Consider the following 18,331-nt stretch of genomic DNA (forward strand, 5'->3'; position numbering starts at 1 on the left):
AGCGGGTGCGGAAGGAGTTGGGGTACTTGCAGGGAGGGCTCAGGTGTCGAAGAGGCCGTAGCGCTCGCGCACAGGGCGGAGAACATTGAGGGTGTCTCCCTCGTTGTCAGCGAGGTGGGCGAACTCTTCGACGCGAGCCAGCTCGCGACGGAGCAGACTGCGTTCCGTTTCGTACTGAATCGCCTCCCCGCCTGCAGGCGGCACGACGACGAAGTCGATGATGTCCGCGCGCTCCTTGCCGGGCGCCTTGCGCAGAACGCGGCCGCGGCGCTGAATGAACTGGCGGGGGTTGGAGGAACTAGCTAGGAGGTAGGCCGTCCGGGAGGCCGGGACGTCCACGCCTTCGTCCAGGCAGCGCATGGAGGAGATGACCTGGAGGTCGTTGTTCTCGAAGCGGCGTAGGACGTCCAGACGGGCCGAGCGCTTCGTCTCCGAGGTGTAGCGGGCAGCGGGCATGTGGAGCTCGTTGCCGACCATCTCCATGACCTGGTCAATCTGGCGCGGTCCGTCGGTGCCATATTCGTAGAGAAGGGGGTGCTTGCCCTCGGCGCAGTAGATCAGCTGGTGGCTGGAGTCTCGGCGCCTCTCCATCTCCGCGCGGAGGACCTGCAGCTTGCCGCGGGCGTGGCCGATGATGTCGGCGCGCTTCTTCAGAAGTCGACCGAGCGGGCTGTCCCGTTCAGCGGTCTCTTTCAGATCTGTGCCGGCCGCGATCAAGCGGGCGATCTTCGCGCTGGTCTCTGCGTACAGCTCGGCTTCTTCGTCGTCCAGCTCCACGAGGATGGGCGTGTAGGTGTAGCGGCACAGGGCGCTGCGGCGGATGGCTTCGCCGATGCCCATCTCGAAGACGACTTGGTCGAAGTAGTCGGTAAGGGCGTTGGTGCCCTCCTCATCGAACCAGCGCTCCGGGGTGGCGGAGAGGCCGAGGCGGTACTGGGCTTTCTCCGGGAGGCGGGTACGCAAGTGCGCAGCGCCGAGGTTGTGGGCCTCGTCTGCGATGAGGAGGAGGTGCCCCCGATAGGAGCTGAGCAGGTTCTGGAAGGCATCGCCGCCGAAGGTGGCGTTGGTGGTGACGATGACGCCGCCTCGCGTACCGCCGAGGGCGATGTTCTGGAGCAGGCTGTGAGCGCGTGGGGACCACCTGCTGGTCGCCTCGTAGGCCCGCAAGGGTGTCACGCCGAACCACTCGATGTCTTTGGCCCATTGGTCGACCAGATGCTGATACGGGGCCACGACGACGGTGAGGAGTGAGGCGAACGCATCATTTCTCCGAAGGAGTGTGCCGAGCTGGGAGGCGGCGGAAAGCGCGGTCAGGGTCTTGCCTGTGCCTGTGGCCATGCGGAGGATGCCTCGGCACTGGTTGTGGAACCAGTTCTGGACAGCTTCCTTCTGGTAGTCGCGAACTTTCAGGCTAGGTGGGATCGCAAGCGTGCCAGGAGGAGGCAGCGGCGTGGTACGGATGGGGGTTCCGCCGGTCGGGAGGTCGTCTAGCTCGTACTGGTCGGCGGTGGCCCGGGCGCTGCGCTCGACGATCACCTTCGCGGCATCGGTGAATGGGATGACGCGCAGCATCTGCGTGCGGTTCTCCCAGAGGTCATCGAAGTCCTTGCTGATGCGCGCGGCCCGGCGGGCATCGCTCGGATCCCAGCTTCGATAGACCTCGATCGCCTCGAAGTTGCCAACGAGACCGGAGCGGGTCTCGTTGGCGCTGCCCTTGAAGGCGATGACGTCTCGGCCGTCCCGGAATACGCCGATCTTCTCGTGGTACATGCCCACGCGGCCACGCTCTTCGACATAGGCCAGCTTGAAATCGACTCGGCGCTCGGCGACCAGTCGTCCGAGCTTGCCGAGGCCGCGGGCTGCCCGGGCGTCCTCGACCGCCTGCTCCAGGTCGCGGAGGGCAGCACGCTCGAGGACTTTACGCAGTTCGTAGCCGTCCTCAATGTCTTTGATGTCAGCCGGGTCAAGGTAGGGGGAGGCGACGATCCGCATGATGCCGCCGCGCGCGGTGAACTCGTCGATTCCCTGCCCGAGCGTGGCGATCACGGACGCAGCGAAGTATCCCACCGCCCGGTCGTAGGCGGTGGAGGCGGCGAGGGCAGGCAGGTAGAAGTCCTCGACAAGGTCATTGCGATCGCTGCGGTAGTCGGATTCCGCGCCGCAGTCACGGAGGAAAAGGGAAGCCGCCATCAGAGCAACCCCAGGTGGTCCATGAGGTCGTCCACGTCGGGGGCTTCGTCGGCGGAGTTGGACTGCTGCTCGGCCGAGGCATCGGTCTCAGCGTTGCGGGCTGCGGGGACAGCTGCTTCCTCAGAGCCGGTGTCGAGGTCTTCACCTATACGGCGGACGATTCCTCCGCGTGCGGTGAAGGGCGCAATGGACATGGCGGCTCGCAGGCTGGACTCTTTGATGTCGAAGTCTCGGCGAAGAATCGCCACGACCTTGTCCGCCTCAACCTGGCCGCCGTGTGCATCGACCATGTCAGAGATCAGTTCCTTGATCGGCTTGTACACCGGGAGTTGCCACTCGGCTAGTGCCCACTGGTTCCGCTGGCTCCGGGTGAAGCGGGCATCCCCTTCGATCTGCTGCCGGAGATACTGGATCCCGATGGCGACGCCCGTGCGCTCCTTCAGCTCCTCGACAGTCAGCGGGGTGTCCGCCTCGCGCAAGACGGCCTCAACCTTGTCGAGGCGCTCGCGCTCACGCTGAAGCCCGCCGCGCGAGCCGACGCCGCCGACAGCCTCGGTGGTCGAGGTGGACGCTTCTTCTTGGGAGGAAAGTCCCTGGGCCGGGATCGCTGCAGCGGAGGGTGCGGTCGTGTCGGAACCGTCCTGGAGGCACCAAGCTCCCGTGGCCGTGATCGCGAAGCGCGTATCCGTGAAGAGCGCCTCTGCCACTTCCCCCTGTGGCACGACTCCGTCCAGTGCACCCTCGATGAGCGAGGTGCTCATGCCCTCAGCGCAACCTTCGAGGAGCTGCGCGATGAGGTCTCCAGTCGGCGCCTCCAGACCCGCTTCGTCGGCATCCGCCAGTGTGCCTGTAGGCGGAGTGGATCCGTCACTCTCTGCTTCCCTATTTTTGACTTCCTCGGCTATATCTGAAGGGATGTTACCCTCCGTAGCATTCTGCTTCGACGAGGTCCCTTCGCCACGCACTGCCCGACGCCGCTCGGAATCGGTGGAGCGATCCGGCACAACCCAGCTCTCATCCGCCGTGAAGGTGGCGTCGCGGAGCATGCGCAAGACCACTCCAAGCTCCCCGTCCGCCGTCTCCGCCTCACCAAGAAGGCCACCCAGAGTAATGCTGGCGCCGTTCTTATTTACTAGCAGGAGGGCGGACAGCTGCTCGACCAGCTCGGACAGCCCGTCAGAGGCGACGGCGGTCTCAGTCGGCTGGAGCTTAGTGCGAGCCAGCGAGACCTGATTGCCTTCACAGTCAAGACCGCAATGGACCAGCCACTGATGCAGAGTGTCGGGATCGCTGGGGACAGGCACCTTGCGTGCGTCGAGAAGAGCGGAGGCTGTCGACAGGCTCATCACCTCATCGACATCAAGATCAAGAGCTTTCACCGTGGCGGAGGCGCACTCTTTCAGATCCTCCATGAAGATCCACTGTCTGGTCGAGGGCGCGGAAGTGGTCGCGCCCAGCCAGCGCATGCCGGTGAACAGGCGGAGGACGGTGAGTCCATCCCCAATCTTCTCGCTAAGCCAGGTGTGGCGGTCCAGCAACGAACTGACGAGACAAGGTTTCCCCAGGTCAAGCTCCGCGTGCTCTATCCGGGCACGGAGCATCGAATCGCCCTCAACACTGCGGTTGAACTCCTCTACGAGGAAGTTACGGCACTGCCGTGCAGTCTCCCGAAGAAGAGCGTGCTGAGAAGCGAGTTCGCCCAGCGGAACTGGATCCTCTGCGCAGATGTGCTGCAGGACGAGGTCCCGGTTGAAGCTGCTGAGCCCCTTGTACCAACGGTCGAATGCGTTCATGGCCTTCAGAGATGGGGATGGACGATGGTCAGTCCGCTGAGAGCGGCGCCTCATCACATGAGGCGATCGGACGGACTGTCGATCACCGCGGGTTAGAGGCGCTATTGCGTAGTTCGTTCCAGTACATCCCTGCTTCTCTTCCTCCCCCTTGGTGCACCAGCGTCAGTGTTAGTACTTCCAACGGTACGGGCCTTACCTTGAACTGATCCATGGTTCCCCGAACTGCAGCAGACGCGGAACGTCGGATGCGGTCCTACAGCCTGACGCCCGCCTCCGTGGAACGAATACTCGCAACGACGCCCGAACCCGAAGTTGGCGCGGCAGTACATCTGCCGGTTGACCATTTTGAGCTTGTTGTTGTGGCCCTCGAGGGCGCCGGAGCTGTAGCGCGGAGGTGAGCTCAGCGACGAGGGCGTTGAGGTCCTGGTCGAGATCGTTGACGAAGCCGTACACGGCCAGCACGGCTTCAACCTGCAAGCGCTCCATCCACTGGCCAAGGTGTCGCGGCCCCGGTGGTCGTTCATCACTCGACGAAGACGCCGTCGTGTTCGGCGGCCCGGTCAAGGACCGGGCCGTGAGCGAGCACCCGCTTGAGCTGCTGGGCTTGGTCGTAGAGGCGGTCGGGTTGGCGGTGATCCAGGTGATCACATCGCGCGCGAACGGGTGCTTGGGGGCGGATCGTTGTGCGGGAGGCTTCGCGGAGCCGTTGGACGTACCTTTTGACTAGGCTTTCACCGCCGGGATAGCCGCGCTCCCGGACTTCCTCAAACAGGGCCGGGGCAGAGAGCAAGCATGGGAAATTTCATCGACGAGTGGGCGACACGGATAGCAGAAGCAGAACTCAGGAGCACGCTTCCACGGAGGTGGGCGCACACCCAAGGAGTGGGCGAGCGCGCGGCTGAAGTCCGGCAGCTCCTCGGTAAGGACGCCGACCTTCTCATCGCTGCCGCCACACTGCACGACGTCGGCTACGCGCCTCGACTGGCCGTCACGGGCTTCCACCCGCTGGACGGGGCAAGGTTCCTTCGTGACGAGCACGGGGCCGATGAGCGGCTGGTGCGACTCGTGGCGAACCACTCCTTTGCCCTGTTGGAGGCGGAGGAACGCGGGCTCCGAGATGAGTTGGCGTCGGAGTTTCCCTTGCTGGACGATCCGCTGCTGGTGGATGCCCTCGTGTACTGCGACATGACGACGACGCCCGACGGCGGCCGGACGACCGCGCAGGACCGGGTGGCGGAGATTGTCGGCCGCTACGGCGCGGACAGCGTGGTCGGGCGGTTTATCCGGCGGGCGGCGCCGGAGATCTTTTCCTCCGTCGAGCGGATCGAGGCCGCGCTGGCGGCTCAGCCCAGGTAGGGGTAGGTGCCAGCGAGGTAGTCCCCGATCTGCTGGCGCATACTCGGGTGGATGTCGTACTGGTCGAGGTCGGTGGGCTGGACGAAGCGGACGCCGTCGGCTTCGTCGTTGACGGTGGGCGCTCCGCCGACGGGGCGGCCGATGTAGGTGTTCTCGTACTGCTGGCGGATCTCGCCGTCGGTGTAGGCGACGATGTGGTTCGGGTTGGTGTAGACGCCGAGGAAGCCGGTGACCTCGGCGATGATGCCGGTCTCCTCCAGGCACTCGCGTACGGCGCACTCGGCGGCGGTCTCGCCGATGTCCTGGGCTCCGCCGGGTAGTGCCCACTGGCCGGTGTCGCGGCGGCGCTGGAGGAGGATGGCGCCGGTCTCGTCGACGACGAGGAGGTTGCTGGCCGGGATGAGGGTGTTCGCCTTGGGGGCGGTCGGGTCGTTGTAGTACTCAGTCCTGCCCATGGTCGGCGGTCCTCTCCTGGTCGGGTACCCAAGGCCGCGCGGCGGCCCAGACGGCGTCGAAGCTCTGAGCGTAGTTGTCGAACCACCCTGTGCCGTCAGCCCTTTTGAGGTGGAGGAGGGGGTTGGCGCTGGCCGGTTGTCCCCAGATGTGGGGGTTGACGAGCAGGTCGTCGTCGTAGCGGAACATGGACGTGTAGAGCGTGGTGTCGTGGAGCCGTACGGCACAGCCTGTCTCGCCCAGCAGGGGCCGGTAGTACGTCAGTGAGGCGCGGATCTTGGCGGCGAGGGTGTCGCCGATTCCCTCCTCGCGGCCCCGGAGGGCGACTGCCTGGCCGTCGGGGTCGCCGAAGCACAGGCGCACCCGCACGCCCTCGGCGGCGCGTTCGGAGAGCATCTTCGCGACGTGGGGGTTGGACTGGGCGAAGAAGGTGCCGGAGAAGACGAGGACGCTGATCTCGTTTCGGGCCTCTCGCAGCAGGGTGAGCCAGACGTCCCGGGGCACGCTGGCCCGGTTCTGGTAGGTGCTGACCAGCTCGGTGCCTAACCCGTCCCGCGGTGGGCCGGAGCGCTTGGACGGCTCAGGCCAGAGGAAGGTCTCCTCCACGCGCAGGTGTCGCGCGACACGGAAGCGGTGCCGGGCATGAGGAGTCCGCCCGCCCAGCCACCGGCTCACCGTCTTGGGGTCCACCTCGCAGACCTCGGCAAGAGACTCCGGTGAGACACCCCGTTGGCCGAGCACAGTGCGCAGTCGGTCGTTCACGGCAGTCATCGAATCGGTGCGGTGCGTGATCGCGCAAGGACGTTTTGGGACGCGGTCGCTGAAGCGCGTCCTCGCCGACTGCCTACCCTGACCTCATGGAGCTCATGGTCCTGTGGGACATCGACCACACCCTCATCGAGAACGCGGGAGTGAGCAAGGAGATCTACGCCGCTGCCTTCTCGGCCCTCGCGGGACGCGAGCCCATGGAGCTGGCGCGTACCGAGGGGCGTACGGATCGACTGATCATGCGCGACATGTTCGTCCGCGAAGGGCTGCCTGTGCCTGACTGGCATTCCATCGAGGTCGCGCTTGCCCAGGCGGGCGAAGCGCGCCTGGATGATCTGCGCAGACGGGGGACCGCCCTGCCGGGTGTCCATGAGGTGCTGAAAGCAGCTTCGGCTCAGCGCAGTTGGGTTTCCTCTGTCCTGACCGGCAACATCGCCGCCAACGCCCGGGTGAAGTTGTCAGCCTTTGGCCTCGACTCGCTGCTGGACCTGCCGGTGGGCGCCTACGGAGCGGACGCCGAACTACGTCCTCAGCTTGTCGCTGTCGCCCGCGAGCGCGCGCAGCGGCTGCGCGGCGTTGCGGCGGACGTGCCCACCGTTCTCGTGGGAGACACCCCCCGCGATGTGGAAGCCGCTCTGACCTCGGGCTCTGGGGTCGTGGCGGTCACGTCGGGCATCCACGGACCGGAGGAACTGGCCGCCGCTGGCGCTGCTGAAGTCCTGCCCGACCTGTCGGACACGAAGCGCGTGCTGGGCATTCTGGAGTCCTTCACAGGTCACTGAAAACGTCCCAGGACGTCCTCGGACCGTCCCTGAACGCGGTGACGAGGTCCCGGGCCACGAAGCCACCATCGGAGCTCCAACAGGCAGCCAGCCAAAGGAGCCGATGTGATCGGGGAAGTCACCGGGATCAAGAAGATTCGGATGCTGTACCTGCAGCTGCTCTACCGCTGCAACTTCACGTGCCTGCACTGCTTCCACGGCAAACGACTCCAGTACGCCGACGCCTTCACCGCCGAGGAAGCGGCCAGCCTCCTCACCTTGATGCGGGACGAGTACGGCACGGAGGCCGTGACCCTGCTCGGCGGAGAGCCGTTCCTTCACCGGGACCTCGCCCAGGTCGTCCGCCACGCCAAGGAGGAGCTGGGCCAGCGCGTCGAGATCTGCACCAACGGTTACCGGATCGAACGCCGACTGACCGAGGTCTCCCCGTACCTGGACCTGCTCCGGGTCTCGCTGGAGGGCGTCGGCTCGACCAACGACGGCATCCGCCGACCGGGCAGCTACCACAGCGCCCTCAACTCGCTCAGTCTGGCCCGGGACCTCGGCGTTCCGACGGGCGCGACCATGACCGTCACCTCGCGCAACATCGGCGAGGTCCTCCCCCTCGCTGGCGTCCTGGCGCAGCTCGGCGCCCGGCAGCTCAAGCTCCACCACCTTCGGCCGGTCGGCAATGCCGCCGACCACCCCGAACTCCTGGTCACCGAACCCTCCGCCTACGTCCGGCTCCGCGAAGAGCTGGCCTCGGCCGACCTGCCCCTGGAGGTGATCGTCGACGAGGACCTCTCCGAGCACGGCGCCCCGCAGGTCTGTGCACCGTCCGGCGGACCTCGCGAGATCGACCGCATCGAGGCCGACCCGCGCGGCGCGCTGACCATGTCCTGCAAGGCCGTGGGCAAGGACTCCCACGCCTTCTGGTACGAGAAGGCGGCCGGACGCATCGTCCACAAGCCCTCGTCCGCCGACGAGCTCACCCTCGCGGTACCAGACGTGGTGTACGCCCGTGCCTGATCACCCGCGCTTCGAGAGCCTGGAGGGCTTACGCGGCACCGGCAAGTCCACCCTGGCGCCGATGCTCGCCGCCGCCCGTCAAGCCGTCCTCGTCCCCACCGTCCCGGCCCTCTACCAGCCCGTCAGGCAGACGGTGGACGCGCGGACGAACGTAGAAGCACGAATGTGCCTGTACCTCTCCGCGCTGTTCACCGCGGCCGAAGAGATCCAGTGCCACCTCGACGCTGGCGTCTCGGTCGTGGTCGAGAGCTACTTCGCCCGGTGCCTCGCCAACCACCGCGCCTTGGGCGCCCGGCTCGGCGTCACGCTGCCGCGGTGGATACCGACACCCGTCGCCTACCACCTCGTCTGCGCCAACGACGAACGACAGCGCCGCCTCGTCGGCCGGAACAAGCCCCTATCGCGGTGGGACGCACTGATCGAGACCGTCACGGACCGGGTGACGGACGCCTACCTCTCCTTCCCGATGCATCGCATCGACACCAGTGGGCGCAGTCCTGACGAGGTCCTCCGCGTGATCATGGACACCGATACACAAGGAGCCCACTCCCGTGCAGACACAGAGCCTGTGGGAGCACACCCTCACCTTCTTCCCCCAGTTCCTCGCCACTCTGCGGGAACGCGTCGCCCCTGACGCCACCGTCGCGGTCGTCGGCGCGAGCGACGGCAAGTTCGTCCTGCCCCTGGCCGCCGCCGGTTACCACGTCGTCGCCATCGAGCGTGACGAGGTCGCCCTCCACGGAGGCGACGTCCACCTCCCGGGTGACAGCCGGGCACACGCGTTGGGTCTGATCGATCGACTGAAGCTCGAAGAACTCCACGACCGGGTACAGGTCGTTGAGAACGACTTCCTCGACGGCGAGCCCCTGGCCCCGCATTGCGAGGCGGTCTGGACGAGCTGCTCGTGGCACTACAGTGCCAACCACCACCGCCCGCTCGCCGAGTTCGTCGACCGTATGCAGCGCCTGGTCCGCCCGGGCGGTGTGTTCGGCGCGGAGTTCATGATGCCCGTCGAAAGACGCCACCACATGATCGAGCACTACACCTCCCCAGAGCGCCTGCGCCATCACTTCCTCGGCGACTGGGAGATCCTGCTCACCCTGCGCACGAACGAGTTCACCGAGCGCCCCCACGTCGGCCAGCCGCACGACCACACGCACCGCATGGGCCTGCTTGTGGCGGCCCGAGCGTCTACCGTCACCGACCACTTCTGAGAGAAGGCCCCATGAAGCACGAGTACGAGGCGAAGTTCCTGGCCGTCGACACCGCCATCCTCCAGGCCAAGCTCACTGCTCTCGGCGCCGTCCAGGCGTTCCCCCGCACACTCCTCACCCGCAAGATCTTCGAGAACGACTCCCTGGACGGCGGGGCCTGGATCCGCCTGCGCGACGAGGGCACCCGCTCGACGCTCACACTCAAGCAGGTCACCGACGCCACGACGATCGACGGCACCAAGGAGATCGAGACCGAAGTCGCCGACCTGCACGCCATGGCCGACATCCTGCGCCGGGTCGGCCTCACCGAGGTCCGCTATCAGGAGAACTACCGTGAGGAGTGGCGCCTGGGCGAAGTCGCATTCGACTTCGACACCTGGCCCGACCTCCCCACCTTCCTGGAGATCGAGGGGCCCGACGAGGCGTCGGTCCGCCAGGCCGCAGCGCTGCTGGACCTCGACTACTCCGAGGCCCGGTTCGGCAGCGTCGACGAGATCTACAAGAGCGAGTCCGGCCGCGACATCCTCGCCGAACCCACCCTCCTGTTCTCCGACGCCGAGAAGCAGGAGGCCACCTCCCCGACGGCGCAGAGCCGTTGACCGCGGAGGTGGAAGAGCAATGCTGACGGAAGTCGCCTTACAGCACAGGGTGATCCCCGGGATAGCCGAGTTTGCCCGCGGAGGACTGCCCGCCCCGGCGGCCACCGACGACGGAAACGCCTGGGTTGACGGATACTGCTGGCTCTACTGCGGGCAGCGGTGGACGCGCGTCCTGTGGATCGGCCCCGCCAGAGTCGCTGGTGCCCAGGCGCCGATGTTCGCATGCGGCCCCTGCATCCGCGAGCTGCAGGAGCGGGTCTGGCAGTCCCTCCTCAGTGAGGACCACCCGGAACGCCCCGCCCGGCCGAGCGATGCCCCCGCGGTGGGACAGCCGACCTCGGGCAGGAGGACCGGCAAGCACCGGGGCCAGAGCAAGTTCCTCCGCCGAGGTTAAGCCCCCGTCCTGGTCACGCAGGTGCCCGCTGTCCCCCGCGGCGTGAGCCCCGTGACCAGGGCGGGCCTTGGCTTGGGGCGGGGGTGGCTGAGTTCACCACTGCCGTCGTCCTGGCGGAGGCCGTGGCTTCGGAGTATCGCCGTGTGGGTCTCAGTTCGCCGGAGGCAGACAGCAAAGGTCCACGAATGACTGGCCAACGCCGCAGCGGCATGTGAACCTAGACGACCTCCTTGCAAAGCAACAGGTCATAGAGGTGATTGCCTGGGGCGGTGGCGCCCGCAGGCTCTGGCTTCACCACCACTGTCGAAGCCCTGCGGCTGCGCGATTGGCTGCTCGGCCCAGGACCCGGGTCACACTCGTGGTGTTACCGGTGAGGCCGAGTACGTGGCTACCGGATGTCCCTCGACACCGAGACGTCGGCCGACGTTGATGGCATGGCGCGGTCACACAGCTAACCCTCCGCCGTTCGAGACTGCGGAGCAGCCGACCCAGCACACCGGTCCAGCCTTGGGCACCGCTGACGGCACTAGAATCTTCAAGCCCTGGGAGGGCAACTGCAATCCGACTTCCTGTCCGGTTCACCTGCCCCGGCCAATGTCCCGTCCGCGTACTGGGTCGGTCCCCGGCACCTGGCCGGTGACGACGCACGCCAGTACGACTCCGTTGCCGACGCACTCGCTGGCCTCGGCTGGACGAGCTTGACGATCGTCCGCGGGCTACGGGAGCTGAGCGACGTGCCGAAGGACCGTGAAGTGGTGCGTAGCACCGTCCTGCACATCAGCCCCGACTTCCTGCGGTGGGCGCAGTGGGTCCTGCCGGATGAGCCGTTCCACCTGGGGGACCTGCCGATCGCCTGGCATGTGTCCGCTCGTACGGACCTGAGCAGTCCGCTCGCCCATTGGTCGGCCTATTTCACCCCCGATGTCCCGGGGGAGGTCCTTGCCGACTTCCTTGCCGCGCTTGACGTCCGCGATCAGCCCACCATGCCGTGCGGTGGCCCAGAGCTGGTTCTCGACGCCGTTACGGCGCACGGCTGGCTCCGTGACATCGACCAGCCCGGCACGGGAGCGGTGGATTCGACGTTCGCCTCCCACTTCCGCCTCGGTGAGGTGCCGCCCCTCATCCAGGACGGCGATCCACAGGCCCTGGTGACTGAGGCGGACGGGGCCGCCCTGGCTGGGTGGCAGGCATGGGCCGAGCCAGTGCTCGGCGCGGGCTACCTGTGGGCGGCTTCGTTCAGCAGCAGCGTCCCGCACGACCTCGTCGCCGCGTTCGCCGACTCCCTCGGCTCCAGTGTTCCGGTGCTGCGCCGGGTGCTGCCGGAGAGCACGCGTGACAGGCTCCTGCGGGCCCCAGCCAACTGAGAGCCAACCAACGCATTGAAGCCGGGCCTCCCCCGCAGGGGAGGCCCGGCTTCCTGCTGCTGTGTCCGTGGCTGGCGTCCTTGCGGCGTCACGGTCTGGGGCTGCTGGCGGCGATCCGCCCCCGCCCCTTGGTGGTGGTTCGACGCGCCGAGTCCTACGGGCTATCGCTTGGAACGCACGCGCCCATCTGCCAGATGTCGAGTTTGTCTTGCAAGCCGGTCACCAGCACGGTGGGAACGCGGTGACACAGGGTGCCAGGGTCAGAAGGTGTACGGGGTGAAGGGGCGAACTGGGTCTGTGACGAGGCGGAGCAGTCGGTCGAGCTCGGCCCGGTCGTCCTTGTTCATGAGCTGGACGGCGTTGCCGAGTGTCTTCTTGGTGAGCTGTTCCATGAACGGGGCGAGGAAGCGCTGCAGAGCCTCCGGTGCTTCGCAGCCCGTGCGCAGGTACTCCTGATAGCGGGTGAACTGTCCCTTCATTTCTTCGAACTCGGCTCGGGTGGCGGTGAAGGCAAGGGCCTGCTCTTCCTCGCTGAACGGGCGTCCGTCGCGGTGGGTCCATGTGTTGGTGTCACGGCGGCGCTTGAAGTCGGCGTCACAGAGCAGAGCGACGATCTCGGGGCGGGGTCGGGTCTCGGTTCCGGGCATACAGGTGCTCCTCATGGGAGTTTGGGTGGGTGCAGGCATCAATGGTCCGGAGGATCGCCGGTTTGGCCAACCGGCGATCGTCGGCTATGTTCCGCCCGCCTTGCCGGTCAGCGCCGACGGCTGGAGTCGTTCACAGCGCTGGGCGCCGACTGTGCGCTGGGCGCCGAAGGTAGGGTCCGACGGTTGCCTCGGGCCGATGCATCGTGAGGACTCGCGGGCAGGTGGGCGTCGCGGCGCAGGCGCCAGACGAGGACATCGCTGACGGACGTGGCGGTGTCGAGTTCGCGCCGTCGGGTGGCGTCAGCAAGCAGGGCGGCCGGGTCGTGACCGGCCCTTTGGGCGTCGTCGAGGGTGGCGGCCAGGGCGGGCCAGCCGGGCTCGGCCCGGACCCGTTCCGCCAGCTCCGGCAGCACCTGGTGCAGGAGGTCGGCGTGCCGCTGGCGGACACGTGGGCCCAAGCGCTGGCCTCGCTGGCGGAGGATGGCCATCGGATGGGCTGCGGCGGCCTGGTAGGCGGCACGCAGGTGCTCGGCGGCTTGCCGGGCGGCGGCGGCCTGCTGGCCGTGGTGCCTCTTGGCGTGCCAGTTCGCCGCGGCGACGGCGAGGAAGAAGGCCATGTCGATGAGCATGGCGGTGGTGGCGCCGTCTTCGCCGCGGCCGAGGGCGGGCCCGCTGTGGACGAGATCGCGGGCGGCCTGGCGCAGGGCCCGGTCGTGCCCGCGTACGGCCTTCACGTGGGAGCGGCTGGCCCGCTCGAACACGAACGCCGCCTCACGCAGTTCAGCGCGGGTGTGGGCGGCGGAAGTCTTGGCGAGCGCGTCCAGCACCTCCCCCGCCGCGGCAATGTGGGCTGCTGCCCCGCCGTCGTCACAGTGGTCGATGACCAGCAGCGCCTGCCAGGCGGCGGCGGTGGCGCGGCGCCGTGCGAACGCGGGACCTGTCACGTCCGGCAGAGCGGGCTCCTCCGGGGCGGAGCCGTCCGCCGAGGCGGCAGCCTGCGCGGGAAGGGTCCAGCGTTCCCGGATGCGGGGCAGGGACAGATCGGGGGCGAGCGTGGAGCCCGCGTAGAACACCGGTTCCTTCTCACCGTTGCGGTCATCGGGCAGCGCCACCTTGTAGCCGAGCAGGTCACCAGAAGGGGCGACCCGCTTGCGGATCAGCACACCGGCGGCAGCCAGCCGGTCGAAGACCTCCTCCTCGCTTGCCGCGCCAGCCACCGCACGCCGTACGGCCTCCCGCAGCTCCTCGCGTGCAGGACGCCTCCTGCCCTGCCGTTCCGCCTTGTGCCGCTCCGCACTGGTGGCACGTTTGGCGGCGGTGCCATCGCCTGGTGCGACGCGGCGCAGGCCGTAGTCGGCCTCTATGGCGCGGGCCTCGGCCTGGGCGCGGCGGGCCTCGTTGTGCAGGCGGGGCCGTCGGCCGTCGTCGCGGACCAGGGTGGCGATGATGTGGATGTGGTCGTCGGCGTGCCGGACGGCGGCCCACCGGCACGCGGCATCGTCGCCGTCGGGAGCGATGCCGGTGGCGGCGACCATGCGACGGGCAATGTCCGCCCAGTCCTCATCGGGCAGGACCGGATCCTCCGGGCTGGCCCGCACGGACAGGTGCCACACGTGCTTCCTGGGGCGCCGACCGTCGGGCAGGGCGTTGACGGGCTGGTCGAGCAACCGCTGAAGCTGCCAGTAGGTGGCTCGCGGGTCGCGGCCGGGGTCGAGGGTGAGCGGGTCGAAGGCGGCCACCAGGTGCGGGTCGGTGTGTTCCTCATGGGTGCCGGGCCCGAACAGGTAGCGGATCAGCCCGTACGTCTTGCTGCCGCGCATGTGGATGCTGGGGATCACGCGGCGGCACCGCTGTCCCGGTGGGCGAGCAGAGCGTCGGCGGCGTCCTCCATCCGGCGGGCCGCGCTGCGGACAGCCTGGGCGGCGGCGTTCAGGTAGGGGGCGTCGGCGCCGGAGTTGAGTGCCCTGGCGACCTGGTTAAACAGGCCATGGATGCGGCCCAGGTTCCGGCGGGCAGCGAACAGTTCCTCGATGATCTCCCGTTCGGTGGCGATCTCGGCGGCGGTGCGGGTCAGGTCGCGGGCGGCCTTGTCGACGGCGTAGGCGAGGAAGGCGGCGTTGGTCATCTGGCAGTGGGCGGCTGCGTCGGTGAAGCGTTTGTACTCGGTGTCGTTCATGCGGCAGCTGGGTTGGTGAAGGCGCTTGTGCTTCTTCGGCTGTCGGGCGCGCTGACGCCGCCGCGCAAGGGACTCGGCTGGTCGTCCCTCTCCCGGCTGCGGTCCGCCCTCGGTCGCTGCCTGCCGGTCCGGCGCCCCCTGGCGTTGGGCCGTTCCTGCCACCCCGGGGGCAGGGACTCCGGGAGCATTGCTCCCGGGACAACTTGCTGGGGCTGAGGTGGGGGTGTTGATCTCCTTTTGAACGTCGTGGAGTTCGTGGTGCGAGTCGTGCATCGAGCGGTCTTCCTGAGGGCTTGGGTGTAGGGGCGGTCTCACTACGGGTGGCTGGCTGGCCTGGTGCGCAGGTTGGCCTTGACGCCGCGGACGACTTCTCCGGCGGTGTCGCTGGCGACGCTGTAGCCGTCCTCGCGCACGGCGTTCTCCAACAGGTCACGGGAGAGACGTCCGGTGTCGCGGTGGAGGCGATGGGCGTACTCGGTGAGGAGGTTCCGTGTCGCCCGCGGTTTGTGGCCCGGGCGATTTGGCTTCGCCCGCGCAGCCCTGCCCGGATCGATGTCCGGCGGATCCTCGCCCGGTTTCGGTTCCGGGCTGGTGGCGGTGCGGGCAGGCTGGGGCGGGCGGTTTTCGGGCCGAGGGCGGGCTGCGCGGTCGGAGGCGTCATCACCCGCGACCTGCGAAGTCGGGCTGCCCAGATTCTCTGCCCGATTTGCCATGTCGGCCCGCAGGCTGGCGATCGTGGATCCGTCCGTAGACCCCGGGGCGGGGTGGGGCCAGCGGGCAGGCAGCGGGATAGAGGCCAAGGCGAGGGCTTGTTGGCGGGTGGCGAGTTTGCGCAGCAGCAACCCGTCCTGCTGTGCGTCGCGGTCGACATCGGCCTGCTCCAGTGCCTGGTGCAGGCGGCGGGTGAGGCGCTGGCCTCGCCGCTTGGCGCGTTTCTCGGGCTTCAGGGCATCTGCCCGGAGGATCAGGGTGACGGCCCGGTCGAGGGCGCGCTCGCGGATGATCCGGGCGGCGTCCGCGTCCCGGTCGGCGATCCCCACGCGGGCCAGCAGGCGTTCGCGTGCCTGTCGGGCGAGGACGGCGGTCAGGCTGCGGGAGGCGGAGTGCGGGCTGTGGTTGCGCAGTTCGATGCCCATGGCCAGGTGCCACAGCACGGCCGCCAGGACCGGGCCGACGAAGGCTCGCACGGTTCCGCCGACCAGCCCGGACTCGGCGTAGGCGGGCACGATCTGCACGCCGGTGATCATCCAGGTGAGGGTGCCGGGCAGGCCGGGCGACTGCTTCGGGCCGTTGAGGTTCGCCCGGGCCATCAGCGCGGTGGAGAACAAGGCGAGCTCGGCGACAGCGAACATCGCGGCGCGCTCGATGGTGCCGCCCATGTCGAGGTAGTCGGCGGCGAAGCGCCAGCTGGTGTCCGCGCTGTATGCGGTGCAGCCGATCGCGGCGACGGCGGCAACCGGGATCGCGGCGGTACGAGCTCGCTGTCCGTTACCGGGCTTGCGGGCGCGCTGCCACCGCCACCCAGCGGTCAGGGCGAGGACCGCGAGCAGCAGTACGGCTGCGGTGGGCGAGGTGATCCAGTGCGCCAGGGATGCTGCCGGAGTCTCTTCGGCGCTTGTAGGCACGGTGTTGCCAGGTGTCATGCAGGGGCTCTCCAGGGGCTCGCGTGTGTGAGGGCATGTCTGTGCGCGGGCAGGGCGAGGTGGCGGTACGGAGCGGGAGACGCGGTGCCGCCCTCAGGCGGCAGGCGCGGTGCGGCGTCGGTCGGGGCCGGTGAGGACGACGCGTTCGGTCATCTCGGCGAGGCGGGAGGCGACGCGGTCGCCGAGCGCGGTGCGCAGCTCGGCGGTGGGGAGGTTGGTGGTGATGAGGGTGGGGAGCATGTGCTCGTACCGGTGGTTGATGAGCCGGTAGGTGAGCTCCTCCGTCCACTCGCTGGTCTTGGCCGCGCCGAGGTCGTCCAGGAGCAGCAGCGGGCAGCGGGCCAGCGTCTGCAGTTCCCGCTCGCCGTCGTGCCCGGCACGGGGGCGGAGGCGCGCGTGCAGGTCGGCGCTGGTGGTGGCCTCCCAGCGCAGGCGGACACCTCGGGTGAGGAGAGCGCGGACGGCGCCGTACGCCTGGTGGGTCTTGCCGGTGCCGGTGGGGCCGGCGATCAGCAGCGAGGGGCCCTCGGCGATGCCGGGGCCGCCGGGCCCGGGGCGTCCTGCTCCGGCGATGTGGTCGGCCCAGGCGATGATCTGCGAGTGATCGGCCAGTGCACGGCGGTAGCGGGCGGGGATCCGGGCGTCCGCGAGTTCCAGTGCCGTGACGGGCTCGGTCGGCGGATCCTCGGCTGTGACGCGGGGGTCGATACCGCGGGTGGCCAGGATCGTGTTGAGCCGGTCGGCGAGTGGACCGACCTGGCGGGGTTCTCGGACGAGGGTGGCGCTCAGAGGTCACCTCCGTAGGCGGCGTCGATGTCGCTGGGGTTCGTCCACGGCGTGTGGCCGACCGGCACGGGCGCGGCGTTCATGGCCTCGTGGACGAGACTCGGCAAGGTGCTGGGATGCAGGCCCTTGGCCCGGTGGCGTTCAAGTCCGGCCCGGATGTGGGCGGGGGCGATGCCTTCCGCGAGCATCTTGCGCACTTCCCGGCCGAGATGGTCCAGGACACCGGCTGGTGGACGGTGGGCGCAGGCGGCGACGTACTCGGCGATCAGATGCCGGGCCGAGACGGTGTCGGGTGTGTGGGCGCTCGCGCCCCCCGAAGGGGTACTTCCTAGGTCCATGATCCTAGGTCCTAGATCCGTACCGTGAGGCTTCACCGACGGCTCCGGGCGTCCTCCGTGAGCCGTCACGGAGGACGCCGTGAACCCCTCCTGACCTGCGGGTCCGTTACCGGTGCCCGGATTCTGTGCGGGCTCGCGCATCTCGCGTGCGTCTGCATGGAGGGCTTCGTGAGGCGGCATGGAGGGCTCCGTGAAGCGGACCCCCGTGGGGATTGGCGTGGCTGCGGCGGCCGGGGCGTCGTGGTGCGGGCAGGCGGGGAGGCGGCTCTTGCTGGGCCGGTTGATCTTCTGGTGTCGGCTCCAGGTGACGATGTGCAGGTACCGCTTGTCGTCGAACCCCGTGTAGCGGCAGACCAGCCCTGCATCGGCGAGCTGGGCGAGGTCCGTCTCAACGTCCGAAGGCCCGTGTTCCGGGCGCAGCACCCACAGTTGTCCCGCGATGATCGCGGCGTGGTCGCGGTGGCGGCCCTGGTCGTCGGCCTGGGTGAGCAGGCCGATGAAGGTGCGCTCGGCGGTCAGGGAGACGGCGGCCAGGGACTCGGAGACGAAGGCTTCGGGCTTGATGGTGCGGATTCGGGCCAAGAGGGGCGGTTCCTCACTCGGTTGCGGGTGGGCGGGGACCCACGGCTCACCGTCGTCGTGGCGGTACGGGCATCAGGGGTGGGGGAGTTGACCAGCCGGTAGCGCGTGGCGCACTGGTGGCCGCTCGCGCTTTCCGGAGGTGCCGTCAACACATAGCCACACCCGGGCCGCGCAAGTCCAGCCCTGTCTCGCGACATCTCTCACGGCAGAAAGGGTGCCAAAAAAGAAGGCGGTAGAA

General features: G+C 68.3%; 17 protein-coding genes. 7 read left to right on the forward strand and 10 right to left on the reverse strand.

Annotated features, from left to right (window positions below):
* Window positions 1-39: 39 nt before the first annotated feature.
* Window positions 40-2,190 carry a DEAD/DEAH box helicase family protein gene (locus ABZ659_RS04365; protein ID WP_360213256.1) on the reverse strand — a complete coding sequence of 717 codons (2,151 nt, stop codon included), beginning with the start codon at window positions 2,188-2,190 and terminating at the stop codon, window positions 40-42.
* Window positions 2,190-3,983 carry a hypothetical protein gene (locus ABZ659_RS04370; RefSeq protein WP_360213258.1) on the reverse strand — a complete coding sequence of 598 codons (1,794 nt, stop codon included), beginning with the start codon at window positions 3,981-3,983 and terminating at the stop codon, window positions 2,190-2,192. The genes ABZ659_RS04365 and ABZ659_RS04370 overlap by 1 nt, the downstream gene beginning before the upstream one ends.
* Before the next feature lie 792 nt (window positions 3,984-4,775).
* On the opposite strand from ABZ659_RS04370, the gene ABZ659_RS04375 reads away from it, so the two are divergent.
* On the forward strand, window positions 4,776-5,339 hold the full coding sequence (locus ABZ659_RS04375) for an HD domain-containing protein (protein WP_360213260.1): 564 nt from the start codon (window positions 4,776-4,778) through the stop codon (window positions 5,337-5,339).
* Here the strand turns inward: ABZ659_RS04375 and ABZ659_RS04380 are convergent.
* Complete coding sequence (locus tag ABZ659_RS04380; RefSeq protein WP_360213262.1) at window positions 5,327-5,794, reverse strand: NUDIX domain-containing protein; 468 nt, start codon at window positions 5,792-5,794, stop codon at window positions 5,327-5,329. The two genes, ABZ659_RS04375 and ABZ659_RS04380, sit on opposite strands and share 13 nt — an antisense overlap.
* Window positions 5,781-6,554 (reverse strand): helix-turn-helix transcriptional regulator, encoded by a 774-nt coding sequence (locus tag ABZ659_RS04385; RefSeq protein WP_360213264.1) that lies wholly within the window; start codon window positions 6,552-6,554, stop codon window positions 5,781-5,783. Before ABZ659_RS04385 ends, ABZ659_RS04380 begins: the two co-directional genes overlap by 14 nt.
* Window positions 6,555-6,649: 95 nt before the next feature.
* Between ABZ659_RS04385 and ABZ659_RS04390 the strand changes: the two genes are divergently transcribed.
* The 6 genes from ABZ659_RS04390 (at window position 6,650) to ABZ659_RS04415 (ending at window position 11,921) form a co-directional block, all read left to right on the forward strand.
* Complete coding sequence (locus ABZ659_RS04390) at window positions 6,650-7,342, forward strand: haloacid dehalogenase-like hydrolase (RefSeq protein ID WP_360213266.1); 693 nt, start codon at window positions 6,650-6,652, stop codon at window positions 7,340-7,342.
* Window positions 7,343-7,447: 105 nt separating this feature from the next.
* A complete protein-coding gene (locus tag ABZ659_RS04395; RefSeq protein WP_360213268.1) occupies window positions 7,448-8,350 on the forward strand; it encodes a radical SAM protein in 903 nt (300 codons plus the stop codon).
* Between the two features lie 61 nt (window positions 8,351-8,411).
* Window positions 8,412-8,984 carry a hypothetical protein gene (locus ABZ659_RS04400; RefSeq protein ID WP_360213270.1) on the forward strand — a complete coding sequence of 191 codons (573 nt, stop codon included), beginning with the start codon at window positions 8,412-8,414 and terminating at the stop codon, window positions 8,982-8,984.
* Window positions 8,902-9,564, forward strand: a complete 663-nt coding sequence (locus tag ABZ659_RS04405) for a class I SAM-dependent methyltransferase (protein WP_360213272.1) — start codon at window positions 8,902-8,904, stop codon at window positions 9,562-9,564. Before ABZ659_RS04400 ends, ABZ659_RS04405 begins: the two co-directional genes overlap by 83 nt.
* 11 nt (window positions 9,565-9,575) lie before the next feature.
* Complete coding sequence (locus ABZ659_RS04410; protein WP_360213274.1) at window positions 9,576-10,163, forward strand: class IV adenylate cyclase; 588 nt, start codon at window positions 9,576-9,578, stop codon at window positions 10,161-10,163.
* Between the two features lie 948 nt (window positions 10,164-11,111).
* On the forward strand, window positions 11,112-11,921 hold the full coding sequence (locus ABZ659_RS04415) for a DUF317 domain-containing protein (RefSeq protein WP_360213408.1): 810 nt from the start codon (window positions 11,112-11,114) through the stop codon (window positions 11,919-11,921).
* A 260-nt stretch (window positions 11,922-12,181) separates the two neighbouring features.
* Here ABZ659_RS04415 and ABZ659_RS04420 read toward each other — a convergent pair whose 3' ends face one another.
* From ABZ659_RS04420 to ABZ659_RS04445, 6 genes are all read right to left on the reverse strand, one after another.
* A complete protein-coding gene (locus tag ABZ659_RS04420; RefSeq protein WP_360213276.1) occupies window positions 12,182-12,568 on the reverse strand; it encodes a hypothetical protein in 387 nt (128 codons plus the stop codon).
* Between the two features lie 107 nt (window positions 12,569-12,675).
* A complete protein-coding gene (locus ABZ659_RS04425; protein WP_360213278.1) occupies window positions 12,676-14,406 on the reverse strand; it encodes a relaxase/mobilization nuclease domain-containing protein in 1,731 nt (576 codons plus the stop codon).
* On the reverse strand, window positions 14,403-14,744 hold the full coding sequence (locus ABZ659_RS04430; protein ID WP_360213280.1) for a plasmid mobilization relaxosome protein MobC: 342 nt from the start codon (window positions 14,742-14,744) through the stop codon (window positions 14,403-14,405). The genes ABZ659_RS04425 and ABZ659_RS04430 overlap by 4 nt, the downstream gene beginning before the upstream one ends.
* A 314-nt stretch (window positions 14,745-15,058) precedes the next feature.
* Window positions 15,059-16,387: a hypothetical protein gene (locus ABZ659_RS04435; RefSeq protein WP_360213282.1), complete on the reverse strand. Its 1,329-nt coding sequence runs from the start codon at window positions 16,385-16,387 to the stop codon at window positions 15,059-15,061.
* 93 nt (window positions 16,388-16,480) lie between these two features.
* On the reverse strand, window positions 16,481-17,176 hold the full coding sequence (locus ABZ659_RS04440) for an ATP-binding protein (RefSeq protein WP_360213410.1): 696 nt from the start codon (window positions 17,174-17,176) through the stop codon (window positions 16,481-16,483).
* Window positions 17,173-18,093, reverse strand: coding sequence for a hypothetical protein (locus ABZ659_RS04445; protein ID WP_360213284.1), 921 nt, complete (start codon window positions 18,091-18,093; stop codon window positions 17,173-17,175). The genes ABZ659_RS04440 and ABZ659_RS04445 overlap by 4 nt, the downstream gene beginning before the upstream one ends.
* Window positions 18,094-18,331 lie beyond the last annotated feature (238 nt).

Origin of the sequence: Streptomyces sp. NPDC006997, assembly GCF_040635175.1 — a bacterium.
GTDB lineage: Bacteria > Actinomycetota > Actinomycetes > Streptomycetales > Streptomycetaceae > Streptomyces.